The sequence below is a fragment of the Pseudomonas morbosilactucae genome, assembly GCF_023241715.1.
GTDB classification, from domain to species: Bacteria; Pseudomonadota; Gammaproteobacteria; order Pseudomonadales; family Pseudomonadaceae; genus Aquipseudomonas; species Aquipseudomonas morbosilactucae.
In genome coordinates this window covers 18,046-41,473 of record NZ_JALQCW010000032.1, presented here as the reverse complement: position 1 = coordinate 41,473, position 23,428 = coordinate 18,046, and the positions used below count along the sequence as shown (strand labels likewise).

The window sequence follows — 23,428 nt, the reverse complement described above, 5'->3', positions numbered from 1 at the left end:
TTGGTCGTGCTAGTTTAATGTCAATTTTTCCTATGCGTGGGCAAAATGCCATTCAGAACATAGAGTTGGCGCCACGTTTTAAAGCGGTTTGCAGTTTGCTAAGCCCCTTATTTATCAGCATTTTTTATAGAGGCACGGGATTACATGGAAATCGGTCTGCGCGAGTGGCTGATCGTCATCGGCATTATTGTCATTGCCGGTATTCTTTTTGATGGCTGGCGCCGTATGCGCGGCGGCAAAGGCAAGTTGAAATTCCGTCTTGACCGAAGCCTGTCCAACCTGCCGGACGAGGACACCAGCGCTGAATTGCTGGGGCCGCCTCGCGTGCTGGATACCCACAAGGAACCGCAACTCGACGAGCATGACTTGCCGTCGGTGAGCATGCCGGCCCGCGAGCCGCGTGAGTCTTCGTCCAAGCGCGGCAAGCGGGGTGGCGAGCCGCATCAGGGCGACCTGAACCTGGACCTGGATCTGGACAACGGCCCGAGCTTCAGCAGCCGTGACGATGACTTCCCGGACGAAGGCAAGGCGTCGAGCCACGCCGAGAAAGATCAGCCGCAAGCCGAAGAAGTGTTGGTGATCAGTGTGATCTGCCGCGACGCCGCCGGTTTCAAAGGCCCGGCGTTGTTGCAGAACATCCTCGAAAGCGGCCTGCGTTTTGGCGAGATGGACATCTTCCACCGTCACGAAAGCATGGCAGGCAATGGCGAAGTCCTGTTCTCCATGGCCAACGCGGTCAAGCCGGGCGTCTTCGACCTGGATGACATCGACCACTTCAGCACCCCGGCCGTGAGTTTCTTTCTCGGCCTGCCGGGCCCGCGTCACCCGAAGCAAGCCTTCGACGTGATGGTGGCCGCAGCGCGCAAGCTGTCCCAGGAACTCAATGGCGAGCTCAAGGACGACCAGCGCAGCGTGCTGACTGCGCAGACCATCGAGCATTACCGCCAGCGCATCGTCGAATTCGAGCGCCGCGCCCTGACCCAGAAGCGCTAAGCTTCCACAGCCAGCTCCTCCTGTAGGAGCTGGCTCGCCAGCGAAGCCTTTGCCCCATCTTCAAATCGAGCAGCCATGGCTGCTCTTTTGCTTTATGAGAGAACCCCATGACCGCCGCTGAAACCCGCATTCTTGAGCTGCGCGCTGAGCTGGACCAACACAACTACCGCTACCACGTGCTGGACGAGCCGAGCATTCCGGACGCCGAGTACGACCGGTTGTTCCATGAGCTCAAGGCCTTGGAGGCCGAGCACCCCGAGTTGGTCAGTAGCGATTCGCCCACCCAGCGTGTCGGCAGCGCCGCGCTTTCGGCGTTCACTCAAGTGCGCCACGAAGTGCCCATGCTCAGCCTGGGCAACGCCTTCGAAGAAGTGGACATGCGCGAGTTCGATCGCCGGGTCAACGAAGGGCTGGACCTGCCGGCGGGCGACTTGTTTGGCGGTGGCGCGGCGGTGGAATACAGCTGTGAACCCAAGCTCGATGGCCTGGCCGTGAGCTTGCTCTACCAGGACGGCGCCCTGGTGCGCGGTGCCACCCGTGGCGACGGCACCACCGGCGAAGACATCAGCGTCAACGTGCGCACAGTGCGCAACATCCCCCTCAAGCTGCAAGGCAGCGGCTGGCCAGCCACCCTGGAAGTGCGCGGCGAAGTCTATATGTCCAAGGCCGGTTTTGAGCGCCTGAACGCCTCGCAACTGGAAGTGGGCGGCAAGACCTTCGCCAACCCGCGCAACGCTGCCGCCGGTAGCCTGCGCCAGCTGGATTCAAAGATCACCGCCAGCCGTCCCCTGGAGTTCTGCTGCTACGGCCTTGGCCAGGTGTCGGCAGACATTGCCGACACCCACATCGGCAACCTGGAGCAGTTAAAGGCCTGGGGCATGCCTGTCAGCCGCGAGCTGAAGCTGGCCAAGGGCGTGGACGAGTGCCTGGATTACTACCGCGACATCGGCGAGCGGCGTAACGCGTTGCCCTATGAAATCGACGGCGTGGTGTTCAAGGTCAACAGCCTGGCATCCCAGCGGGAACTAGGCTTCCGCGCCCGCGAGCCACGTTGGGCGATTGCCCACAAATTCCCGGCCATGGAAGAAATGACCGAGTTGCTGGACGTGGAATTCCAGGTCGGGCGTACCGGCGCGGTGACCCCGGTGGCGCGCTTGAAGCCGGTCAAGGTGGCCGGCGTCACCGTTTCCAACGCCACCCTGCACAACATGGATGAAGTGGCGCGCCTGGGCCTGATGATCGGCGACACGGTGATCATCCGCCGCGCCGGCGATGTGATTCCCAAGGTGGTGCAGGTGGTGCCCGAGCGTCGTCCTGCTGACGCCCGGCCGGTCCCGACCCCGGAAACCTGCCCGGTGTGCGGCTCCCACGTCGAACGCACCCAATTGGTGAAACGCAGCAAGGGCAAGGAAACCGTCAGCGAGGGCGCCGTGTACCGCTGCGTCGGGCGCCTGGCCTGTGGTGCCCAGTTGAAGCAGGCGATCATTCACTTTGTGTCCCGGCGTGCCATGGACATCGAAGGCCTGGGCGACAAGACCATCGAGCAACTGGTGGACGAGAAGCTTATCGCCTCGCCCGCAGACCTCTACCGGCTCAAGTACGAGCAAATCATCGATCTGGAGGGCTTCGCCGAGGTCTCCAGCAACAAGCTGCTCAAGGCCATTGCCGACAGCCGCAAGCCGACCCTGGCGCGCTTTATCTACGCCTTGGGCATTCCTGATGTGGGCGAAGAAACGGCCAAGGTCCTGGCGCGCTCCCTGGCTTCGCTGGAGCGTGTGCAGCAGGCGTTGCCGGAAGTATTGACCTACCTGCCGGACGTCGGCCTGGAAGTGGCTCATGAGATCCACAGCTTCTTCGAAGACAGCCACAACCAAGAAGTGATTGGGGCTTTGCTCGACAAGGAGCAGTGCGGGCTGGAGTTGCAGGACCAGGGTGAGCTGGGCGCCGATTTTGCGGCCAGCGCCACCCTGGGCGGCATGCTCGACAAGTTGAACATTCCGTCGGTGGGCCCGGGCGCCGCCCAGAAGCTGGCGGACAAGTTCGGCACCCTGCAAGGGGTGATCGCTGCCGACTGGCTGGACATGCGCCAGACCTTGCCCGAGAAGCAGGCCAAGGCCGTGCGTGACTACTTTGACGTCGAAGCCAATGCCACCCACGCCCTGGCCATCGAGGCGCAGTTGCAGGCGTTTGGCATGCACTGGCGCAGCGAGAAAAAGGTCGTCGAAGGACTGCCGTTGGCGGGCCAGACCTGGGTGCTGACCGGCTCCCTGGAACTGATGAGCCGCGACGTGGCCAAGGACAAGCTGGAGAGTCTGGGGGCCAAGGTTGCAGGTTCGGTGTCGGCAAAAACCCATTGCGTGGTGGCTGGCCCGGGTGCCGGCTCCAAGCTGGCCAAGGCCAATGAACTGGGCCTCAAGGTCCTGGATGAAGAGGCCTTTGTCGCCTTCCTCGGCGACCACGGGATCTCACTCTCGGCGTGATCTGCTGGCAGCGGCTTGCCGGCGAAAGCTTCGCCGGCAAGCGCGATGGAACGATGAGGCAGCCGGGATGATCTAGTCTTCGCAAGCCTCAGAGAGGGATCGCCATGTACCGTTTTTTCGAGCAGCTCAGTTCCCGTATCGCCGCGCCCTTCATGGGCGAAAGTTCGCGTAACAGCAAGGTCTGGCAGTGCCGTTGTGGGCAGTCGCTGTTCTTTCGCAACAGCCAATGCCTGGCCTGTTCGGCGCTGTTGGGCTATCAGCCGGAACAAAGCCGACTGTCATCGTTGCAGCCCGGGCCCGAGGTTGCCACCTGGTGGCTGGATGCCGACCCCGAGGCCGGCCTGTTTCGCCGTTGCGCCAATCTCGATACCCCAGCCGCCTGTAATTGGTTGTTGCCGGCCCATGGCAGCGACAGCTTGTGCGTGGCGTGCAGCCTGAATCGAACCATCCCCGACCTGTCAGTGGCGGAAAACCCCGAGCGCTGGCGCAAAGTGGAAATCGCCAAGCGGCGCCTGGTGGCGCAACTGGTCAGCCTCGGCCTGCAGGTGATCCCCAAGACTCTGGATGAAGACACCGGGCTGGCCTTCGACTTTGTCGGCATCGACCTGGAAGGCAAGGCGCCCATGACCGGGCACGCCAACGGCCTGATCACCCTGGACATCAAGGAAGCCGACGACGCCCATCGCGAGCAAGTGCGGGTGGCGATGCGTGAGCCTTACCGCACACTGCTGGGGCACTTCCGGCACGAGGTCGGGCATTACTACTGGGATCGGCTGATTGCCAACGGCTATTGGCTGGAGCCCTTTCGCAACCTGTTCGGCGATGAGCGACAAAGCTACGCCGAAGCCCTGGACCGGCATTACCAACAAGGCGCGCCGAGCGATTGGCAGCAGGGCTACGTCAGTGCCTACGCCACCATGCACCCCTGGGAAGACTGGGCGGAAACCTGGGCCCACTACCTGCACATGATGGATGCGGTGGACACCGCCCTGGGCTTTGGCATGAGCGCCCGGGAAATGGACTTCGACTATCAGCCCTTTCCCTTGAGCACCCTCTACGACCCGCAGCACCCAGGCGGGCCGGCGTTCCTGTCGTTCGTCAACGCCTGGATCGAGCTGGCCGGGATGCTCAACGAGCTGTCCCGCAGCATGGGCCAGCCGGACTTTTACCCCTTTGTGCTGCCGTCGGCGGTGATCGCCAAACTGCACTTTATTCACCTGGTGATCCAGGGCGAAGGCGGCAAGGCCGATGAGGTATTGGCCCAGGTCTGAAGGTGCAGCAAAGGGGCCGGTCTGCCGGAAAGGGCAAGCCGGCCCCTGTACTGAGCGCTGCGCTTAGCAGTTGGGGCGGTTGCTGTCCAGCAAGGCATCCACCACGGCGCGGGCCATTTCCACGGAATGCACCATGGACCAGATCAGGCCGCGCTCGATGCCGCTGGCCTGCTCGGTGATTTCATCGGACACCTCCTCGGCGCACTTGAGCAGCAGCGACACGTGGGCCAAGGCATCTTCGGCACTTATGCCCGGCTGCACCGTGTACAACGCCTGGCCGTGGGCGTCACGCAGGCCAAAAGGGCGCTCGCGGGTGGCTTTGAGGGTGTGCAGCAAGATGGCATTGGCGCTGTCCAGCTCGGGGTCGCGACGATGAGCAGGGAGGGAGAAGGGTGGGTCGGGGACAAGCTTTTTCATGTGTGTCACTCACTCAGTATTAAAGGACTGCCGAGCTCACTTCCACATGAGGGGTGGCAGTTGTGCGAGGGTGTGGAAGACCGGGACTGAGTAACCCAGCACACCCGAAGGTGTCCCGCGCACAACCGCCATAAAGCGACGCTGACCAGAAATCGTCAGAGAATGCTCAAGAGCGCTCATGCTTACTCAGTTCCGAACTTCCACATCCGGGCCGCTGATTGTGCAGCGGCCCAGGGAGACTGCCTGATCGAATAGAGGGGTTCAAGGCGCTCAAAGGCGGTTTGCATTCTCTCGGAAGCGCCCTACAAAACAAAGCGAAAACTCCACCGTGCCTCAGGTGCTTTCCCTACAAGGGGGGCTGTGTCGCTACCCCTTGTCCGCTGCCATCCCCTGCATCGCGGGGTGTTCCAAGGGAAGTGGCCAAGTGCTTGACCACCCTCGGATTTTTTAATCTGCAAGCAGCGGTTGTAACTTCAACTCAGATAGGTACAATGGCGCGGCTCGCCGTCAGGCGAGCGTCGTTATGGTGACCCCATCGGTCCCCCCGCAACGATTACCCGTGAACCTGGTCAGAGCCGGAAGGCAGCAGCCACAGCGGGAACATTGTGTGCCGGGGTGTGGCTGGTGGGGTTGCCTCCAATCATCTAAGTGATTGATTCTTAACGGTTTTTCACCCTTTGCCACGCGGTGGTACAAGGAGTGATACATCCGTGTCGACCATCCCGTCCTACCTTTTACTGTCCCGCCACTCGGTCTACTACTTCCGAGTCGTGGTGCCGGATGTCATTCGCCCGTTGTTGCCCCAAAGAGAAATTCGTCGCTCCCTGCAGACACGCTGCAAGCGGGAGGCGCTGATTCGTGGGCGGGACATTCTGGCCCAGGTCCAGGGGCTGTTTACGCAAGCGTTTCAGGGTATTAGGCCGTCGCTTGAGTTCATTCGCGGGGCCTGGGAAGTGGGAGGTAAGCGTCTTGCTAGTTGGGCGTCCTGGCTGCGGCAGCAGCAGTTGATAGGTGCGGCTATGCCTGTGCCTTCACTAGCGCCAGAACGGTCCGTAGGTGCTCTTCAGCTTCCTCCTGTGGCATCTGTCGTGACAGTGCCCGCAGTTGTTCAGCAATCCCCAAGCTTTCTCGCGGTGGTCGATGAGCAGTTAGTGCAGCAGCGCCGGGAGGGCGTCGCGGTCAAGTCCCTAGACGACAAGCGTGCGGTAGCCGTGCTGTTGACCCGAATCATCGGTGACATGCCCATCGACCAGATAACCCGCAAGGACGCCCACCTATTCCGAGAGACGGCGCTGAAGCTTCCCCCGCGCCTGCATCAGTTGCCGGACCAACCACTGGAGCAGTCCATCGCTGAGGCGACCAGTACCATCAGCGTCACGACCTTTAACAACTACGTGAAGAACCTGACGGCCTTCTTTTCGTATGCGGTCAGGGAGGGCTATTGCAGTCGTAATCCGTTCGATGGTCTGCGCGTGCGCCAGCGGCGTAAGGTGAGCGAGGAGCGTAGCGCTTTCAGTGCGGAAGCCCTCAAACTGTTGTTTAACCGGGCGACATATGCTCCGGCCCATGGCCAAAAGCCGAATCAATACTGGCTGCCCCTCCTGGAACTCTACACGGGCGCCAGGCTCAACGAGCTGTGCCAGCTGTACACCGACGACGTAGTGACTATCGACAGCCATACCTGCATCCACATACGAGCTACAAGGCCGGACCAGAAGCTAAAGACGGCGTCATCCGAATGACTTGCGCCAATACATTCCAAACTCTTGGCATTGGGTTTCCTAGAGTACGTGACGAAGGTTAAAGAGGCCGGGAATGAGCGTCTGTTTTCGGAGCTGACTTGCCATAAGAAGCATGGTTACAGTGCTGCGCCATCGAAGTGGTTTACTCGGGTGCGTGAACAACTGGGATTGAGGGATGATGTCGCCAAGAAGGACTTCCACAGTTTCGGACATACATTTGCTGACCACTTGAAACAGAAGGATGTTTCAGAGGCGTTGGTCGATGGCATCCTGGGCCACCAAACAGGTGGAATAACATTTGGTCGGTATGGGAAAGACTATAAGGCGGGAGTTTTGGTAGACGTAGTTGATTCAATTAGCTTATCTGTCTTTTAACCGTAGTTAACGCGAGTAAGCATGGAGTGCAAATGAGCAAAACCGTAGGGGAGTTGGTGGGCGCTTTAGCTAGGTTTTGTACGAAAAGTATTGCCGCATACAACGTAGGCTACATGCCAGCGTGACCATGGCTGCGAAGCTCTTGGCCAGCTTGTCGTACCGAGTGCTGATTCGGCGGTTTTCTTTTAGCCAGCCAAACATCCGCTCAATAATGTTCCGCTGCCGATACTTTGGACGATCAAATAGTCGGGGCAGACCAGGTTTAGGTTTGCGCGGCATGGCGCATAGCGGGATTACTGGCTGTATTCGGTAACGATCGCAGTAGTGACGCAGGTGTTCTGCGTCATAGCATTTGTCGGCCAGCAACCAGCGACTGCGTTTGCGCGGTCGCCCCGGTTTACTGGGAACGCTTTGATCCAGCAGCGGCTGGGTGTGGGCGATATCGCTGGCGTGCCTCGGCGAAAGCATGAAGCGTAATGGCACGCCATTGGCGTCGCAGACCATGTGAATCTTGGTTGTCAGACCGCCTCGACTGCGTCCCAAGTGATGGTCTAGCGGTTCTTCAGGCCCACTTTTTTTCCGACACCTGAAGAGGCTCGGGTTGCATGTACCGCAGTGGAATCGATCATCCAGATGTCCAGATCGATCGTAACCACTCCATGAGCCTCACATTCAAAGCGCTCAGCTAATACTGGATGCTGTGCTCCCGATTCCCTCGGGAGCCCGTTCGCCATGATGCGACTCGATGCAAAAGTCGAAAAAGTCTATCTCTACCCCAAGCCCGTCGATTTTCGAAAATCCATTGACGGCCTGGCTGCGTTGGTCGAGTTGGATATCAAGGTCGCCGTCTTTGACCCAGTGCTTTTTGTTTTCCTCAACAAGCCGCGCAACCGAGTGAAGATTTTGTACTGGGAACGCAACGGCTTCTGCCTTTGGCTCAAGCGCTTGGAGTCCGAACGTTTCAAAACGTCGCCCGACGTGACGGACGAAGCGATTGTCCTGACTGTCCAGGAACTCAACTGGATGCTCGACGGTTTTGACCTCTGGCGTAAGCGTCCTCATCAGGTTTTGACGCCGCGATTCGTGGCCTGATTCGGTATAATCCAAGGCATGAATTCTGTGCCCGAAAACCTCCCTGACGATCTTCAACTACTTAAGCAGATGCTTGCGAAGATGCAGTCGCGGATCGGTTTTCTTGAAGAGGAAAATGCGCTGCTGCGTCAGCGCTTGCTCGGACGTAAGTCCGAGCAGACAGCTGATCCTACTACGCCTCAGCTAGCCCTTTTCAATGAAGCAGAAAGCATCGCCGACGTTGCCGACGAAGACACGGAAGAAGAGGTCGTCGCACCCACCAAGCGCCGTGGCAAGTGCAAGCCACTGCCTGCTGCTCTACCGCGCATCGAAGTCATCCACGAACTGCCCGAGCATGAGCTGACCTGCGTCTGCGGTTGCCGCAAACACGCCATTGGCGAGGAAATCAGCGAGCAACTTGAAATCGTCCCGATGCAGATACGGGTGATCAAACACATTCGTAAAGTTTACAGTTGCCGCGACCGCGAAACGGCACCCGTCACAGCAGGCAAGCCAGCTCAACTGATTGAAAAGAGCATGGCCAGCCCCAGCGTTCTTACAATGCTGCTGACCACTAAATATGTGGACGGTTTACCGCTACACCGCTTTGAAAAAGTGCTGGGTCGCCACGGCGTTGATATCTTGCGCCAAACCTTGGCTCGCTGGGTTATCCAGTGCGGCGAGCACTTTCAGCCGTTGTTGAATTTAATGCGTTACATCCTATTGGTCAGCCGGGTCATCCATTGCGATGAAACGCGGATGCAGGTGTTGAAAGAGCCTGACCGTGAGCCGAGCAGCCAGTCATTGATGTGGGTGCAAACCGGCGCCCGCCGGATAAGCCGGTGATCTTTTTGACTACTCCACCAGCCGAGCGCAGGAGGTGTCTACGCGCCTGCTCGATGGCTATCGCGGTTACGTCATGACCGATGATTATGCTGGTTACAACGCACTGGGCGCCCAGGCTGGAGTTGAGCGTTTAGGATGCTGGGCCCATGCGCGTCGCAAATTCGTTGAAGCATAGAAAGTGCAGCCCAAAGGTAAAACGGGGCGCGCGGATATCGCGCTGAATCTGATCAACAAGCTTTACGGCATCGAACGCGATCTAAAAGCTTGCGGCGACGCTGAATGTAAGATCGGTCGTCACGAACAAAGTCTGCCCGTACTGGCTCAGTTGAAAAGCTGGATTGAAAAGACGCAGCCACAGGTCACTGCTCAGAATGCCCTGAGCAAAGCCATCAGTTACCTCGCAAGTAACTGGAGCAATACGTGGAGGAAGGCTACCTGCCGCTCGGCAACAACGCCGCTGAACGCGCGATCGGCCCCTTCGTGATCGGAAGAAAGAACTGGCTGTTCAGCGACACGCCCAAGGGCGCGACGGCCAGTGCTCAACTTTACAGACTGGTCGAGACTGCCAAAGCCAACGGCCAAGAGCCCTATGCGTGGCTGCGCCACGCACTCGAACGCCTGCCAACGGCGACATCGGTTGAAGATTCCGAAGCCCTGCTGCCGTGGAACTGCTCACCCGCATCGCCTAGCTGAGCGCGTCGCCCATTTAAAGCTGGTGGGGTTTATGGAGCGTTTACGATATTTTGAACAAGATACAGCGAGTCCGAGAGGCAATGGCCTCACAGGCCTGATGAACTTTATGTGTGAGACAGAACACTAGCGGCGAGCGGAGTACATTTCTGTGGAAAGCAATTTACTCCTCACCATCGAAAGTCAGAAACTGCAACTTCCAGAAATCATTGATTTTGATCCAGCTTTCTATGAAATTTATATATTTTTCGCCTTCTGGACTGGTAATGCTCGCTGATCCGGAGACTGACGCAAGATTCCCGAGTTCTCGGACTTCTAAGCCCGTTTCAGTTCGCCGGTAAGCAGAAAAGGCACTACGATTTTTAGCTCGCAACACAGAAAGCTTATGGAGTTGTTTTTCTTGTACATAAACTTTATGCCATTGGTAGAGAAAAACCACTCCGTCTCTAGGAAATCGAGCTGCTCAATATTCAAAGTATAAAAAGCGCTATGCCACTCTTTACGCATCAACGAAAGATTTGATGAGATTTTCAAATTATCCTCTTTGGTTCCATTTCTTCCTGAACACGCTCACTATAACTTGCGTAAGTTTTGATGGCTTCATCAATACCGTTATTATAAAGTGCTGGGCCGCAGGTTTTTTCGATAAAGTCCAGGAGAAACTCTACCTCAAACTGCCCAAGGTGCAAGTCGAAGTTGGTCAGAAAATATTGTTTGAGCTGATCGGTGATAGCCTTTCTTTCTGGCTGGGGAATTTCTGCTTTAGGCATCTCGAGTTCTTATCTCTGGTAAGTTGAAGGTGATATTTCTTGTATTCATGCAGTCTTCTATAATGGCAGATTCCCATTGATCAATATCAACATTGGCAAGATAGGAATACAAAATACCACTTAACTTTGCATTCTCAGCAATATCCTTAGAGTAGGCGATAGGATGGCGCATCTCTGGCGAATCTTCCAGATGGCTTAGGATGGAGCGTATTACATCGATCTTACGCGGCCTAACCAAGGGAAAAGAGAGATGCATGGAGCGCTCGGACTCGGTAAACACGTTATGCCAGTATCCGGCTGGAAGGTAGATAGCTTGACCTGGACTTACCGTGTAAGTCGCGATGGGGCTTCCGGTCGGAGGCGTGTGGTCAAAGCTTTTTTCGGACAGCAGCGGATAATGGCGGGTGGGTGCGTAAATATCCCATTTTTTGACCCCTTCGATTTGAACAGCGATCACATCATTATTGTCAAAATGGACGCCAAAACTGGGTGTGGCGCTCCATGCGCAGTAAAGGTTTGCACTTGATCGACAGCGCAATCTCTCATTGAGATATTGCGTAGCATGGAGGGCACCTTCAAAAAAAGCCTGGCAGCGGTCGACGATCAGTGTGCTTCCGCCTTGAAGGCTTTTGAGTAAGTTATACCTATTTATATGGGGAGATGTCTCGCCTGTCACCGTCAGCGAATAATTAACAAAACCTTTGTATCCCCGGATTGATGGATTGTTGTCGTTGGCCAAACGAACTCTAGGAAAATCGAGAATATCCTTCTCTAACAGCCGATTAATCGCTTGCCAGTCCACCATCTCATAGCCATCTATCGACTGAAACATAAAAGGTTTCTTCTGGAAGAAGTCTTGGATAAAAATATCTATTTCTGGCAGGCGAAAGCTGATATTTTTCATTGAAATTCCTTTTGAATGGTATGAAATTTCACGACTCTGCCCTCAGTTACGTCGTAAATTGGTGCGTCTTCGAACTGGTCGAGAAATCCCTTGTCGTGAGTGATGATAAGAACTTTAATAAGTGTTGAATACTCCTCTATAAGGCGCTTAAGTTGCTCACCACTGAAGGAGTCTAGGTTGACAGTAGGCTCATCCAGAATGAGCAGTTGCGGACGCTTTAGAAGCGCCAAGAGAATGCAGAGCTTCTGACGCTCACCAGCCGAAAGGTTTCGCCCTTGATCGCCAACTTCGTAGTGCAGTGGTTTTTCGAATGACAGTCGATGCGCGAACTGATGGTAACCTTCCAAGTCGACATCTTTCAGAAAGAGTTCGAGGTTTTCCCCGATCGTACCGTTGATGAATACAATCGATTGGCTGGAGAGCGCCACCCACTCGGGCAGCAAACCGTAGCTGTCCAGCGAGCGGGCGGTGTTATTGTAGTAAAGTGCACCTTGGTCTGGCTTATCGATCCCGCTGATCAGTCTTGCGAGTGTACTTTTCCCACTGCCGTTGTTTCCAGTGATCAAGGTAGGCAGACCTGGGGCAAACTCGATGACGGCCTGTAGGTTTTCGAAAATGCACTTATCGTATTTTTTCTTGTAAACTCCATCTAAACTGATGGCTAGACGCGCAAAGTCGAAAGGTGGTGGCGAAGCGAGCACTGTATAGCGTTCATACTTCTCCAGAGCCTCTTCTAGCAGGGCGAAATCAATGCGCAATTTGTTAAGCGTGCGCCATAGCATTCCTATTCGATTTAACGGGAGAAATACCTGAAAAAGGAAGGTGGCGAGCATGATCAGGCTGCCTAATGTCATGTTGTCTTTTGTGAAATCAAAGGTGGCACAGGCCAACACCAGCATGCTGCCAATAACGGAGATAACGGTAGTAAGCACTCCAAACTTGAAGAACACAAGACGCACGCTTTGCTGGGCTCGCAGGTAAAGATTCACAATGTTTTGATACTTCTATTGAACCTTCCGGCTGAAGCGTATGCTTTTTCTGTGAAGCCTGCCGCTAACAGGCTATGGACCATGCCATTCATTTTTTTTTTGAGATTGCGCTACGCGTTTCATCAACGGGAAACGGGCATTCGTCATGATAATAACAAAAAATATGTAAACCACGATCGTAATTGAAAAGACCACCGCCACATCCCAGCTCAGATATACCGAAACCGAACCTAGAATAAACAGAGTCTGAAATATAACCGGCAGCGTCTCAGCCCAGACTGTTCTCACATAGCTGCCGACTGAGGACATGGCGGATTCGTAAATAGCAACAAACTCGTTCTTCCAAGCGCCCTCCAATCGCTCAATGTAAATACGATTAATCTGGTCAAAGTAGAAAGATCGTAGTGCAGACTCGAGCGTCATGTAGTGATCGTGAGTGAGTGACTCGATCACCGAATAGGAGAGGGGCATTGCCAACCTGATTCCTATAAAAATAGTACAGAAGATAGTGACGCCAGTCATACTTTTAACAAAGTCTGGATGATCGACGACATAACGTACAAGCAGGCCGAAGGATACAAACAGCAAAGATGCTATCAACGTTAACGACACGATGCTTAGCTGTCTAGTCAAGCCGCTTTTGAATATAAATACTTCAATTTTGCTCACGGCAACGTTCCCTTAATTGAGCAAAATAAAAGGCCCGCCCTAAAGCGGGCGCGTAATCTACATATGTGGCGAGTTGCAATAGCAACCTGCACCACAGCCTTTTCCAGAACACCCGCAAACGGAGTTAAAAATAGGTTTTCTGTCCAGAATGAATTGAAGTACTTTTTCTTTAGGCAATGCCAGTATTTCAGGGGTTACCAGGCTCTCAATATTGAGTTGGGTGCTATCGAACTCAATCGGCTTGCGCAATGCATTAAGCTGGCTGACGTTGTATCGATGAGCGTACTCGCCATACCACTTTATGAGGGTATCATCACCCAGCAAATCCTTGGTTTTCGCAAGTTGCCGAGCAAAGGTTTCTTGTTTGTAGGATGCAAACGTCTGCTGGGTGCGTGCCAGAAGCTTCATTTGCTCTCTGAGCAGGCTTCGAGAAAACGGGAAGTGGTGGAGAAATCCGCCCAGATAAGCTTCACAGAAATCAGCATACTGGTCAGTAAACTGAAGGAACGAGTGCCACATTTCGTCTATGATCTGGAATTGATGGTAGATCGAGGCACTGAAACAATCAGCTTTGCAGTGCGCCGCGAGGTAAAGAAATTTCTTTGTATCTTCGAAAATATCTTCAGCTTCAGTTTGACTAACGTCCCACTCCTTGCAAAACTTCAGCACCACATCTTCATTTTTATATTTTAATAGTGCCGGCAATTCGGCAATACGTGGCGTTGTCGAGATATCGCCGCTTCTAATCCTCACCTGTTGCATACGCCTTCCCTTGTCGTAAAAAATTAATAGATTTTAAATGCACACTTGCTCGTGCTGATCGCCATCAGTTTATGTACCTTCCATCGCTGGGGAATACAGTGGCTAGTTATGTGGATTCCGATTTTTCACTTGAATGTATAATGAGCATAAACTATCCAACTATACTTCTCGGGACGCTCATGCCTTACAACTACAGCCGGGGAATAGGCTGGCAATTTCTTCCTACTAAGAAAACCTTTGGTAGAAGCTAAAAGATAATGAAGCAAGAGCATTACTTGTAACGCTCAATCCAATCTATGCGTCATCCACCTAACGACACCCTGCTACAACAAGATAAATAAAAGATAATTGCAAATTCAACTATCGACGCAGCCTTGAGATCATCCTTCACTTACTATCGCCGATCCAAGCCTGAATTATTTAATTTTTACCGCGCACAAATTTATATTTTTCCGAGCTCCCTCCTCAATACTTCCTCCGCCCGCTATCAGCGGCTATTGCTGGTAACTTATTTTGACATGCTTCCCCAAGCTTTCAGTGTATTTGCAACTGCTAGGAAATTTGGCGTCTTCACATGTAAGCTAACCCGCAGGATTGCAATCTGCAACCGCCTTTCGCTAGATTGAGAATAATCTGAAGTAGTCATATATTTCTATCTAACTTCGGTCACCAACGTTTTTGAAAGTACTGAGTAAATCCAAAACACTGAGATCACTCACTCATCCCAATTTTTTTAGCCACCGCGAGAACATCGTGAACACCACGGAAGCGCGTCTTTACCTAGCTTCTTGCCAGTAGATCGACAGGTCATCGAGGCGGGTCACCAACAGGCCATTGGCCGTGAAGCACAGGACCCAAACAGCCTGCAGGTTGCTCAGGCGTTTCTGGCTGGTGACGATGTTGGTCCTTAGCATCTCAGTCGGTGCCCGCTTCTTGTTGATAACTTGTCGACCAGCAAATGGCGATCGCAGATCACCGCCAGCTCAGTGTCTTCCTAGGTTTTGTACGAAAAGTCGGTACGGGTAGAATTGCCGCCATGATTGGCTGGAGGTCCGCATGGCAAAGCGTTATGAACATCTCCGATGTATCGTGGGAATTGATCAAAGATCTGGTTTCTCCCGAGCAGAAAATGGGTCGACCACGCAGTGATGATCGTCTGGTACTTCATGGAATCTTTTGGATCCTGTGTTCGGGCGCTGCCTTGCGTGACCTGCCTGAACGATTTGGGCCTTGGTCGACGGTGTACCAGCGTTTTTGTGACTGGCGCGATGACGGTACGTTCGACCAGATACTTGAGTGCTTGCACATCAGATTGAATCAGGAAGGACTGATCGATCTGGGCACTTGGATGATCGATTCCACTGCGGTACGTGCAATCCGAGCCTCTTCAGGTGTCGGAAAAAAGGGGGCCTGAAGAACCGCTAGACCATGCCTTGGGACGCAGTCGAGGCGGTCTGACAACCAAGATTCACATGGTCTGCGACGCCAATGGTGTGCCATTACGCTTCATGCTTTCGCCGGGGCACGCCAGCGATATCGCCCACGCCCAGCCGCTGCTGGATCAGGTACGCGTTCCTGGTAAACCGGGGCGACCTCGCAAACGCAGTGTATGCGATCCATAAACCCCACCTACCCAGTGGTGGGGCAACGGTCTACCGTGGCATCTGCGGCGAGCAGTTCCACGGCAGTAACGCTTCGTAGTCTTCGGCCGACGAAGCATGCGGCAACCGCTCCAGTACGTGGCGCAGCCACGTATAGGGCTCTTGGCTGTTGACCTTGGCGGTCTCGACCAGACTGTAGATCTTTGCGTTGGCAGTGGCGCCGTTGACGGTATCGCTGAACAACCAGGCCTTGAGTCCGATGACAAACGGCTTGATCGCTCTTTCGGCCGCGTTGTTGTCGATGGGCAAATAACCCGCTTCGAGATAGCGCTCCAGTCGGCTCCAGTTATTCGCCAGATAATGCACCGCCTTGCCTAATGCACTTTGCGGCGTAACCTAGGATTGGGTTTTATCCACCCAGACTTTCAGCTGCCCCAAGATCGGCAGGCTCTTTTCCTGGCAAGCGATAAACCGCTGTTCATCGTCGGCTTCCTTAAGTTCACGCTCGATCCCGTACAGCTTGTTGATCATCGTCAGTGCAATATCGGCCCGCCCGGTCTTGCCCTTGGGCTGAACCTTCTGCGCGTCCACAAATTTGCGGCGCGCATGGGCCATGCACGCCAGGCGCTCCACACCCGATTGCAACGCCAAGGCGTTATAGCCGGCGTAATCATCGGTCATGACATAACCGCGATAACTTTCCAGCAGGCGTAACGGCACCTCCTGCGCACGGCTGGTCGGGTCTCGATCCGGTTCCTTGAGGACCTGAACGCGAGTTTCATCGCAGTGGATCACCGCACTTTCTAGCAGCCGGTCACGCATCAAATTCAGCAGCGGCTGAAAGTGTTCGCAGCACTGGATGATCCAGCGCGCCAGCGTCTGACGAGGAATATCAACGCCATGTCGGCTCAGTACCGTTTCAAACCGGTGTAACGGCAAGCCATCGACGTACTTGATGGTCAGCAGCATGGCAAGAACACTCGGGCTGGCCATACTCTTTTCGATCAATTACGCCGGTTTGTCAGCGGTGACCGGTGCACTTTCACAAGCACGGCAACCGCAGGCATAGGTCAGTTCGTGTTCGGGCAGTTCGTGGATGACTTCGATACGCGGCAGATCAGCCGACAGTGGCTTGCGTTTGCCTCGGCGCGGTATCGCGGCAAAAACTTCTTCATCAGCGTCGCCAACCAACGGCATGGGTTCGCTTTCAGGCTCGTTGAACAAGGCCTATTGTGGCGTGTTGGGCTCGATGGTTTGCTCGGACTTACGCCCGAACAGACAGTCGCGCAACAGCTTGATCTGTTCTTTCAGGTCGACGATGTGGGTCTGATAAGCCTGGGCCGATTCCTCTTGGCGACTAAGTGCCTCAAGCAGCAGTTGCTTGAGCAAAACAGGATCATCAGGAAGGTCATCGGGAAGAGAAATCATGGCCCGGATTATACCGGGTCACGCCACGTAGCGCGGCGTCAAAATCTGATGAGGGCGGTTGCGCCAGAGGTCGAAACCGTCGAGCAGCCAGTTCAGTTCCTGGACGCTCAACACAATGGCCTCGTCGGTGACATCTGGAGATGTTTTGAAGCGCTCGGACTCCAGGCGCTTGAGCCAAAGACAGAAGCTGTTGCGCTCCCAATACAAAATCTTCACCCGGTTGCGGGACTTGTTGAAAAAAACAAAAAGCACCGGATCAAATACCGCCACCTTTATATCTAGCTCGACCAACGCGGCGAGACCGTCGATGGGTTTCGGAAGTCCACGGGTTTGGGGTAGAGGTACACTTTTTCGACTTTAGCATCGGGTCGCATCATGGCGGGCAAGCTCCTGAGAAAATCGGGAGCACAGCATCCGGGGTTAGCTAAGTACTTTGAATGTGAGGTTCATGGAGCGCTTACGTTCGAACCTCGCAGCCCACCGCCTTAAAGCGCTGCCCGCAACTCCCGTGGCGACAGTCCGTAATGCTTGCGAAAACGCACGGCAAACCTCGACGCCGAGGCGTAGCCACTGGCGGCGGCGATGTCGCCGATGGGGCGTGGTGTGGTTTGTAGCCAGTGCAGTGCCATGCCGAGTCTGACGTTCTCCAGGATGCTGCTGAAGCTGGCGTGTTCGTGGGTCAGTTGGCGGCGCAGGGTCGAGGCGCCGAGGTTGAGGCGTTCGGCGACGTTGGCCACGGTCCAGTCTCGGGCGGGGTTGCTCAGGATGATGTGCTGCACGCGTTCACACAGCGGGTCGTGGCGGTCCAGCAGCAGTGGCCCGGCGTAGCCGCCAAGGGCCAGGGCCAGCAGCACCGCTTCGCCGTAGTGGCTGCGCAGGGCGTCCGGTGCATCGGCGGCGATGCTGTGCAGGAGGTTTTCCCAGGCCTGGGTGGTGTGCCGATCCAGCGGCACGCACAGGTCCGCACTGGCGGTTTGCCCGGGCCGCGGGACGAGATGCTGGCTGTAGCGCGTGCTGAATGCCCGTAAGGCTGCGGTGGGAAAGACCACCACATCGGCGATGTAGTGGCCTTGCGGCCCCGGGTAATTGCTGATGCCCACTTCGCGCCCCGCCGGTAGCAGGATCAGGTGCTGGTGGCCGACCCGCATTTCGCGGTCGTCCCAATTCATGCATTTTTCACCTTGGCGGACGCGGCACAGGGCGCTGGAGAAAATCGGCACCCGCAGCAGTGCATGGGGCTGTCGGGCCCGTATGACACAGGCATCGATGCGGCTTTCACGATGCAGCAGTCCGACCGGGGCGTTCATGGGGTTAGCGTCCGTAAGTGGCGGTGAGGGTGGCCTTGGCCAGTGCGTTGGCGTTGAGCATGTAGCCCACCAGCGCGCCGCTGGCGTTGGCGTCGAGGGGCAGTTTATCGACCTTCAAGGCCCAGACGGTGAACTGATAGCGGTGGGGCTTATCGCCCACGGGCGGGCAGGCGCCGCCAAAGCCCGGCTGGCCGTAATCGGTGCGCCCTTGCACGGCTCCGGCCGGCAGGTGTTCGCCGCGCAGATTGCCGGCACCGCTGGGCAGTTGCGAGGTGCTGGCGGGCAGGTTGACCACAGTCCAGTGCCACCAGCCGCTGCCGGTGGGGGCGTCAGGGTCGTAGGCGGTGATCGCGAAGCTTTGGGTGCCGGGCGGCGGGTTGCTCCACGACAGTTGCGGGGAGGTGTTGGCGCCGTCGCAGCCGAACCCCTGGAACACTTCACGGCTGCTCAAGGGCTGGCCATCGCGGATGTCGCGGCTGCTCAGGGTGAAGTCGGCCGCATGAGCGCTGAGGCTCAAAACCATGGGAAGCGCGCTGAGCAAAAGGCGGTTTTTCATAAGGAACTCGTCTTGCGGGGTAGGAGGAAAGGCGAGTGTATGGAGAGGGCAAACCCTGCGTTGTGCCGGCACGCTCGACCATTGTGCCGAAACGCTCAGTTGCTTCTGATGGCAGGCGGGGGCTGGATCAGGCCCCGAGCTTTTCCCGCAATAACTGGGCAAAGGCATCCCGGGCGCGGTGCCCTTGCACGTCGCGATGCCAGACAAAACGGTTATCCACCGGCAGTAAGTCGTTGAAACGTTGCACGGTCAGGGTCGCCGATTGCGAGTAGCGCTCCAGCACGCCTTCGGGGATCAGCGAAACCCCGGCCCCCGCGCTGACGCAGCCGATGATGGTGCCCCAACTGGCATAGCCGGTGATCGGCAGGTTCAGGTCGTGCTTGCCCAGCCACTGCTCCAGGGCGCGGCGATAGGGGCAGCCCGCCGGCCACATGAATAGGTGTTGCCCTTGCAGGTCGCTGGGGGTGCGGATCGGCGCAGCGTTGGCGCTGGAGATCAGCACCAGCGGCTCGCGGTACAGCACCGTCTGTTGCAGCTTCGCCGGCAAGCTGTCGATGGCGACCAGGGCGCCATCGATGCGCTGGTGTTGCAGTTCTTCAAAGAGTTGCGACCAGGTGCCGGTGACCAGTTCCACAGTTACCTGCGGGTAGCGCCGGTGAAATTCGGCCAACAAGGGCGGCAGGCGCCCCCCCGCGCAGGATTCGATGGAGCCCAGGCGCAGCGGACCACTGGGTTTGGCCTGGCTGTCGACGGCGCGTTTGGCTTCATCCACCAGGGCCAGGATGCGTTCGCTGTAGCCGAGGAAGATTTCCCCGGTGGGGCTGATTTTCAGCCCACGGCCCACCCGGGTGAACAGCGGGGTGCCCAGTTCGCTTTCCAACTGCTTGAGGCGGTTGGTGATGTTGGAGGGGACGCAATGCAGGTGTTCTGCCGCGCGGGCGATGCTGCCGGTGCGGGCAACGGCTTTCACCATTTTCAGTTGGGTCAGTTCCATTGCTCATTTCTCGTGATCAATGGCCGCAGTATCCGTTAATTGTGGTGAGCTGTGGAGGGCGGGACACTGCAGTTCTTCTCCTGCCCTGTGGATACCTGTGTCGTGAAGATCTCGCCCCTGTTCAAGCTGTTGCTGGCCACCGCTGCGGTGATCCTGTGTTGGGCCTATTCGCCGGTGGGCATCCATATCGGCCTTGAGGGCTACAGCCCCGGGCACCTGGCGCTGCTGCGCTTTCTGATTGCCTCGCTGTTGATGGGCGGCATTGCACTGCTGTCGGACATCTCGCTGCCCGCTTGGCGCGACCTGCCTTGGCTGCTGGTGCTGGGGTTCTTTGCCATTGCCTTGCACCACGTCAGCCTCAACTACGGCCAGCAGGGCTTGAGTGCCGGGGCCTCCAGCGTGTTGGCCCAGTCGGCGCCGATCTTCAGCACGGTGATTGCTTTTTTCTGGCTCAGGGAGTCAGTCAGCGTATGGCGCTGGGTATGCGTGGGGGTTGGGCTGTTGGGCGCCGTGGTGGTGGTCGCCGGGGATCAGGGCCTGGGCTCGATTGAACCCCGTGGCTTGCTGGTGTTGGTGGCGGCGTTTTCCTGGGGGCTGTACTTCGTCTTGCAGCGGCGTTTTTCCGGGCGCTATGGGCTGCTGACCACGGTCTGCTACATGGTCTGGTCCGGCACGCTGTTGTTGAGCGTGTATGCGCCGGGCTTGACCCAGGCGGTGGCCCAGGCGTCCTGGCGGGTGAACCTGGCGGTGCTGTTGCTGGGGGTGTTTCCCAGTGCGCTGGCGTACCTCGCCTGGGCCTATGTGTTGGCGCGGGTCGAGGTCAGCCGGGCATCGATTGCCATGTACCTGATTCCGCCCATGGCGATGGCGCTGGCGTCGACGGTGCTCGGAGAGCGGGTGTCATCCAGCGTGCTGCTGGGGGCGGCGGTGGTGCTGGGCAGTGTGATGGCGCTGCAGTTGGAGGGGCGCTGGCGGCGGAGCCGGTTCGGGCGGCCGCGGGCGGCAGGTGTCTCGAGCACCTTGCCGGGGGCCATTCGCGAGGCCGAGGTGTTGGAGGGGCGTTAGCACCAGGGCCTGAATGAACAACGCCCCGCATAGGCGGGGCGTTGTCGTTGCGGCGGGGCGGTTCAGCTCTTTTTCTTGAACAGCCGGCCGACGAAGGCGGCGATGGCGACCACGCCGATGATGATGAACTTCTTGCCGGCCAGCAGCAGGACACCCAGCTTGGCAAACAACCCCGCCTTACTGGCGATGCCGCCGGCTACGAGGGCCGCCAGGCCGTAGGAGGCGAGCTTGTCGGTGCTGGGGTTGTAGTCGGCGTAGCGGTTGCCGTCGGTGAAGTTGGTGAAGGCCAGGACCTTGGGAATTTCCCGCTTGATGGTGGCCAGGTCGTCCATGGACGCCACGGCGTTGAGCTCCAGCACGCCCTCGCGACCCAGCACGCGGATGCTGTAGTTCAAGGTGTTGTTCTCGGCGCCTTCGGCCTTGAGTTCGCGGGCCCAGTACATCTTGTGGGACTGCGCGTCATAGCTCGGCTGTTCGGCCCAGCCCAGCAGGTGGATGGCGCCGTAGCCCTGTTCCTGACGCTGTTTGTTGTCTTCCTCGTCCTCTTCCTGCATCTGCTTGAGCAGGTCGTTGTAGTCGATCTTGGCGGCGTCGTCGTCCGAAATATGGCCGTCATTCTTGTAGCTGATGATCACGCCCCAGCCTTCTGCCGACAGTGGGCTGACGCCGCTGGGCACGATCATGCCCAGGGTGGTGAAGCCCGGCGGGTTGCCCCAGCCTTCGGTCAGCAGGCGTTCTGTGTCTTTGGGGGCGAGGTAGTAGAACTCTTTGCTCAGCTCGAGGCTGGCAATATCGCCGGGCAGTTTGACGCTGCCGTGGCGGGGGGAGAGTGAGGCCAAAAACTGTTCTTCAGTCTGGGTCTCGGTGGTGTCGCTCTCGGCTGGCTTGGCAGCGTGGGCAAAAAACGGCGCGCAGAACAGGGCCGCCATCACCATAAGAAGGCGTAGGTATTTCATCGTATTCCCTTACATTTTGTGACAAGTCGACGGGAAGGATAACGATGACGTCGCCGGGGCTCAATGATGTGTTTCCATTTATTGCATGCAGGAGGGTGTGGTGCAGGGCCTTTTTGGCCCTGTGCGCGGTCGTTGGGGGAGGGGCCAGCGCAGTGTTGTCCGGGGCAACACTGCGTTCTCCATGGGCCTGTGCAGGCGCTTCAGTCGAGGGTGAGGAACATGGCACGCAAGCGATGGCCGTCGGGGTCGAGGGCGACCAGGCTGTAGCCGAAGTCCTGGGTGTTGGGTGGCTGGGTGATGGTCATGCCCAGGGCTTTCCATTGCTGATACAGGGTGTCGACCGCTTCGCGGCTGTCCAATGCCAACGCCAGTTCGCCCCCGCCCCCGGCGGCCTGGGCGGCAGGTTGCACGGTATGGCGTGACCACAACCCAAGCTTGAGCCCGGAGTCGAGGATGAACAGGGCAAAGGTCGGCGACAAGTCCACCGGCGGCCGATCCAGCAGGCGGCTATAGAAGTGGGCGCTGGTGGCCGGGCTGTCGACGTAGAGCAAGAGGTGAGTGAGGTTGAGCATGGTGGCTGCCTGTTCCAGGTGGCTGGTGGGTAGGTCGGCAGCTTAAGGGGCGGACCTGTCAGTTCCTGTCAGGAGTCGCAAGTCATCAGCGGCCCGGGCTCAAGGGGCGAAATGGGGAGGCTCGCGATGGCCGGTGTAGCGCTGGACGATGTCGTCGATTTCCCCGGACATTTTCATTCGCAGCAGCGTGCGCAACAGGCGTTGCACGGGCAGCGCCGGGTCATTGCGCACATAGCAGCCCACCGCCTGTTCCTGAAGCAGGGCCACGCCGCGCAGTTGTTTGTCAGGGGCGCGCCCGCGGTTGTACCACTCCAGGGTCCAGAGGCTGCTGACCGCATAGGCGTAGCGGCCTATCTCGAGTTTTTGCAGCACCTGCTCCTCGTTGCGCGCGTCGTCGCGGATCAATTGGTCGCGGTCGAACAACGGCTGCAGGGTGGTGTAGGTGTAGCTGAGCACGGTGCCGATACGCTGTCGTTCCAGTTCGGCGAGGCTTACCTTTTGCGGGTGTAGGCCTTGGCTGACCAGCAGGTTGCGCTGCATGAACAGCGGAATGCTCCAGATGTAGTCGCCGGACTGGTTCGGCAGCCAGGACTGCGCGGCATAGCAGCGCACATCGACCTCACCCTGCTCCATGGCGTTTTGCACCCGGGCGCGGGCCAGGACGTGGAACTGCGCCGACATGCCGACTTGGCGAGCTAGGCTGATCATCATGTCGTGCAGGATGCCCCGGGTCGGTTGGCCCTGCTCGATCTGCACCACCGGCATGGCCCAGCTGTCCGAGATCACGAAACGCAGGGGCATTTCGTCGGCCGAGGTCCAGGCACTGATCAGTAAAAGAGCCCCCCAAGTCAAACGCATACACGCTCCGTGGTTAAAAGCACCGATCCTTGCCGTGCAAAGTGCAGCTTAGTCAGATTAGACGAGCGCGCCGGATGCAATTTGCCCCTTGCTCCGCTAGCATTACCGGCTT

At 57.1% G+C, this 23,428-nt stretch carries 22 protein-coding genes, 1 other RNA gene and 4 pseudogenes; 10 read left to right on the top strand and 17 right to left on the bottom strand.

Annotated features, from left to right (window positions below):
* The first annotated feature begins 144 nt into the window (after positions 1 to 144).
* The 3 genes from zipA to M1B34_RS14335 all read left to right on the top strand — a co-directional run bounded on the left by zipA (position 145) and on the right by M1B34_RS14335 (position 4,744).
* A complete protein-coding gene (gene zipA, locus M1B34_RS14345) occupies positions 145 to 993 on the top strand; it encodes a cell division protein ZipA (RefSeq protein WP_123330582.1) in 849 nt (282 codons plus the stop codon).
* A 107-nt stretch (positions 994 to 1,100) separates the two neighbouring features.
* Positions 1,101 to 3,473 (top strand): NAD-dependent DNA ligase LigA, encoded by a 2,373-nt coding sequence (gene ligA, locus M1B34_RS14340; RefSeq protein ID WP_123330584.1) that lies wholly within the window; start codon positions 1,101 to 1,103, stop codon positions 3,471 to 3,473.
* 104 nt (positions 3,474 to 3,577) lie between these two features.
* Positions 3,578 to 4,744 (top strand): zinc-binding metallopeptidase family protein, encoded by a 1,167-nt coding sequence (locus M1B34_RS14335; protein ID WP_268265485.1) that lies wholly within the window; start codon positions 3,578 to 3,580, stop codon positions 4,742 to 4,744.
* Between the two features lie 63 nt (positions 4,745 to 4,807).
* On the opposite strand, the gene M1B34_RS14330 is transcribed toward M1B34_RS14335, so the two are convergent.
* Positions 4,808 to 5,161 carry a DUF6124 family protein gene (locus tag M1B34_RS14330; RefSeq protein WP_268265484.1) on the bottom strand — a complete coding sequence of 118 codons (354 nt, stop codon included), beginning with the start codon at positions 5,159 to 5,161 and terminating at the stop codon, positions 4,808 to 4,810.
* Between the two features lie 533 nt (positions 5,162 to 5,694).
* Here M1B34_RS14330 and ffs point away from each other — a divergent pair.
* From ffs to M1B34_RS14315, 3 genes are all read left to right on the top strand, one after another.
* An RNA gene (gene ffs / locus M1B34_RS14325) (signal recognition particle sRNA small type) lies at positions 5,695 to 5,791 on the top strand.
* 80 nt (positions 5,792 to 5,871) lie between these two features.
* Complete coding sequence (locus tag M1B34_RS14320) at positions 5,872 to 6,903, top strand: DUF6538 domain-containing protein (protein ID WP_268265483.1); 1,032 nt, start codon at positions 5,872 to 5,874, stop codon at positions 6,901 to 6,903.
* Between the two features lie 150 nt (positions 6,904 to 7,053).
* The gene (locus M1B34_RS14315) at positions 7,054 to 7,278 is read left to right on the top strand and encodes a site-specific integrase (protein ID WP_425273516.1); all 225 of its coding nucleotides are present in this window, start codon (positions 7,054 to 7,056) and stop codon (positions 7,276 to 7,278) included.
* Between the two features lie 69 nt (positions 7,279 to 7,347).
* Here the strand turns inward: M1B34_RS14315 and M1B34_RS14310 are convergent.
* A pseudogene (locus tag M1B34_RS14310) lies at positions 7,348 to 7,928 on the bottom strand (IS5 family transposase); the annotation flags it as partial.
* 82 nt (positions 7,929 to 8,010) lie between these two features.
* On the opposite strand from M1B34_RS14310, the gene tnpB (M1B34_RS14305) reads away from it, so the two are divergent.
* Together tnpB (M1B34_RS14305) and tnpC (M1B34_RS14300) are read left to right on the top strand one after the other, a co-directional pair.
* Positions 8,011 to 8,370 (top strand): IS66 family insertion sequence element accessory protein TnpB, encoded by a 360-nt coding sequence (gene tnpB, locus M1B34_RS14305; protein WP_268265481.1) that lies wholly within the window; start codon positions 8,011 to 8,013, stop codon positions 8,368 to 8,370.
* 18 nt (positions 8,371 to 8,388) lie between these two features.
* Positions 8,389 to 9,888, top strand: a pseudogene (gene tnpC / locus M1B34_RS14300) (IS66 family transposase).
* 160 nt (positions 9,889 to 10,048) lie between these two features.
* Here tnpC (M1B34_RS14300) and M1B34_RS14295 read toward each other — a convergent pair.
* From M1B34_RS14295 to M1B34_RS14265, 7 genes are all read right to left on the bottom strand, one after another.
* Positions 10,049 to 10,324 (bottom strand): hypothetical protein, encoded by a 276-nt coding sequence (locus tag M1B34_RS14295; RefSeq protein WP_268265480.1) that lies wholly within the window; start codon positions 10,322 to 10,324, stop codon positions 10,049 to 10,051.
* A 91-nt stretch (positions 10,325 to 10,415) separates the two neighbouring features.
* The gene (locus tag M1B34_RS14290; protein ID WP_268265479.1) at positions 10,416 to 10,655 is read right to left on the bottom strand and encodes a DUF2164 domain-containing protein; all 240 of its coding nucleotides are present in this window, start codon (positions 10,653 to 10,655) and stop codon (positions 10,416 to 10,418) included.
* A complete protein-coding gene (locus tag M1B34_RS14285) occupies positions 10,648 to 11,559 on the bottom strand; it encodes a JmjC domain-containing protein (protein WP_268265478.1) in 912 nt (303 codons plus the stop codon). Before M1B34_RS14285 ends, M1B34_RS14290 begins: the two co-directional genes overlap by 8 nt.
* Positions 11,556 to 12,548: an ATP-binding cassette domain-containing protein gene (locus M1B34_RS14280; protein WP_268265477.1), complete on the bottom strand. Its 993-nt coding sequence runs from the start codon at positions 12,546 to 12,548 to the stop codon at positions 11,556 to 11,558. Before M1B34_RS14280 ends, M1B34_RS14285 begins: the two co-directional genes overlap by 4 nt.
* A 72-nt stretch (positions 12,549 to 12,620) precedes the next feature.
* Positions 12,621 to 13,217, bottom strand: coding sequence for a 6TM ABC transporter family protein (locus M1B34_RS14275; protein WP_268265476.1), 597 nt, complete (start codon positions 13,215 to 13,217; stop codon positions 12,621 to 12,623).
* A gap of 57 nt (positions 13,218 to 13,274) precedes the next feature.
* Positions 13,275 to 13,979: a glycine-rich domain-containing protein gene (locus tag M1B34_RS14270; RefSeq protein ID WP_268265475.1), complete on the bottom strand. Its 705-nt coding sequence runs from the start codon at positions 13,977 to 13,979 to the stop codon at positions 13,275 to 13,277.
* 776 nt (positions 13,980 to 14,755) lie between these two features.
* Entirely contained in the window at positions 14,756 to 14,893 is a 138-nt protein-coding gene (locus M1B34_RS14265; RefSeq protein ID WP_268265474.1) for a P2 family phage major capsid protein, read from the bottom strand.
* 142 nt (positions 14,894 to 15,035) lie between these two features.
* On the opposite strand from M1B34_RS14265, the pseudogene M1B34_RS14260 reads away from it, so the two are divergent.
* Positions 15,036 to 15,583, top strand: a pseudogene (locus tag M1B34_RS14260) (IS5 family transposase); the annotation flags it as partial.
* A gap of 48 nt (positions 15,584 to 15,631) precedes the next feature.
* On the opposite strand, the pseudogene tnpC (M1B34_RS14255) reads toward M1B34_RS14260, so the two are convergent.
* The 5 genes and pseudogenes from tnpC (M1B34_RS14255) to M1B34_RS14235 form a co-directional block, all read right to left on the bottom strand.
* Positions 15,632 to 17,008: pseudogene (gene tnpC, locus M1B34_RS14255) on the bottom strand (IS66 family transposase).
* An 18-nt stretch (positions 17,009 to 17,026) separates the two neighbouring features.
* Complete coding sequence (gene tnpB / locus M1B34_RS14250; RefSeq protein ID WP_268265473.1) at positions 17,027 to 17,278, bottom strand: IS66 family insertion sequence element accessory protein TnpB; 252 nt, start codon at positions 17,276 to 17,278, stop codon at positions 17,027 to 17,029.
* Between the two features lie 215 nt (positions 17,279 to 17,493).
* On the bottom strand, positions 17,494 to 18,315 hold the full coding sequence (locus M1B34_RS14245; RefSeq protein WP_268265472.1) for a helix-turn-helix transcriptional regulator: 822 nt from the start codon (positions 18,313 to 18,315) through the stop codon (positions 17,494 to 17,496).
* Between the two features lie 4 nt (positions 18,316 to 18,319).
* Positions 18,320 to 18,871, bottom strand: a complete 552-nt coding sequence (locus M1B34_RS14240; RefSeq protein ID WP_268265471.1) for a kinase inhibitor — start codon at positions 18,869 to 18,871, stop codon at positions 18,320 to 18,322.
* Between the two features lie 127 nt (positions 18,872 to 18,998).
* A complete protein-coding gene (locus tag M1B34_RS14235) occupies positions 18,999 to 19,865 on the bottom strand; it encodes a LysR family transcriptional regulator (protein ID WP_268265470.1) in 867 nt (288 codons plus the stop codon).
* A 102-nt stretch (positions 19,866 to 19,967) separates the two neighbouring features.
* Between M1B34_RS14235 and M1B34_RS14230 the strand changes: the two genes are divergently transcribed.
* Positions 19,968 to 20,930: a DMT family transporter gene (locus M1B34_RS14230; RefSeq protein ID WP_268265469.1), complete on the top strand. Its 963-nt coding sequence runs from the start codon at positions 19,968 to 19,970 to the stop codon at positions 20,928 to 20,930.
* Positions 20,931 to 20,992: 62 nt separating this feature from the next.
* On the opposite strand, the gene M1B34_RS14225 is transcribed toward M1B34_RS14230, so the two are convergent.
* The 3 genes from M1B34_RS14225 to M1B34_RS14215 form a co-directional block, all read right to left on the bottom strand.
* Positions 20,993 to 21,886 (bottom strand): DUF2167 domain-containing protein, encoded by an 894-nt coding sequence (locus M1B34_RS14225; protein ID WP_268265468.1) that lies wholly within the window; start codon positions 21,884 to 21,886, stop codon positions 20,993 to 20,995.
* Positions 21,887 to 22,086: 200 nt separating this feature from the next.
* Positions 22,087 to 22,458, bottom strand: coding sequence for a VOC family protein (locus tag M1B34_RS14220; protein WP_268265467.1), 372 nt, complete (start codon positions 22,456 to 22,458; stop codon positions 22,087 to 22,089).
* A 99-nt stretch (positions 22,459 to 22,557) separates the two neighbouring features.
* A complete protein-coding gene (locus tag M1B34_RS14215; RefSeq protein ID WP_268265466.1) occupies positions 22,558 to 23,316 on the bottom strand; it encodes a substrate-binding periplasmic protein in 759 nt (252 codons plus the stop codon).
* Positions 23,317 to 23,428 lie beyond the last annotated feature (112 nt).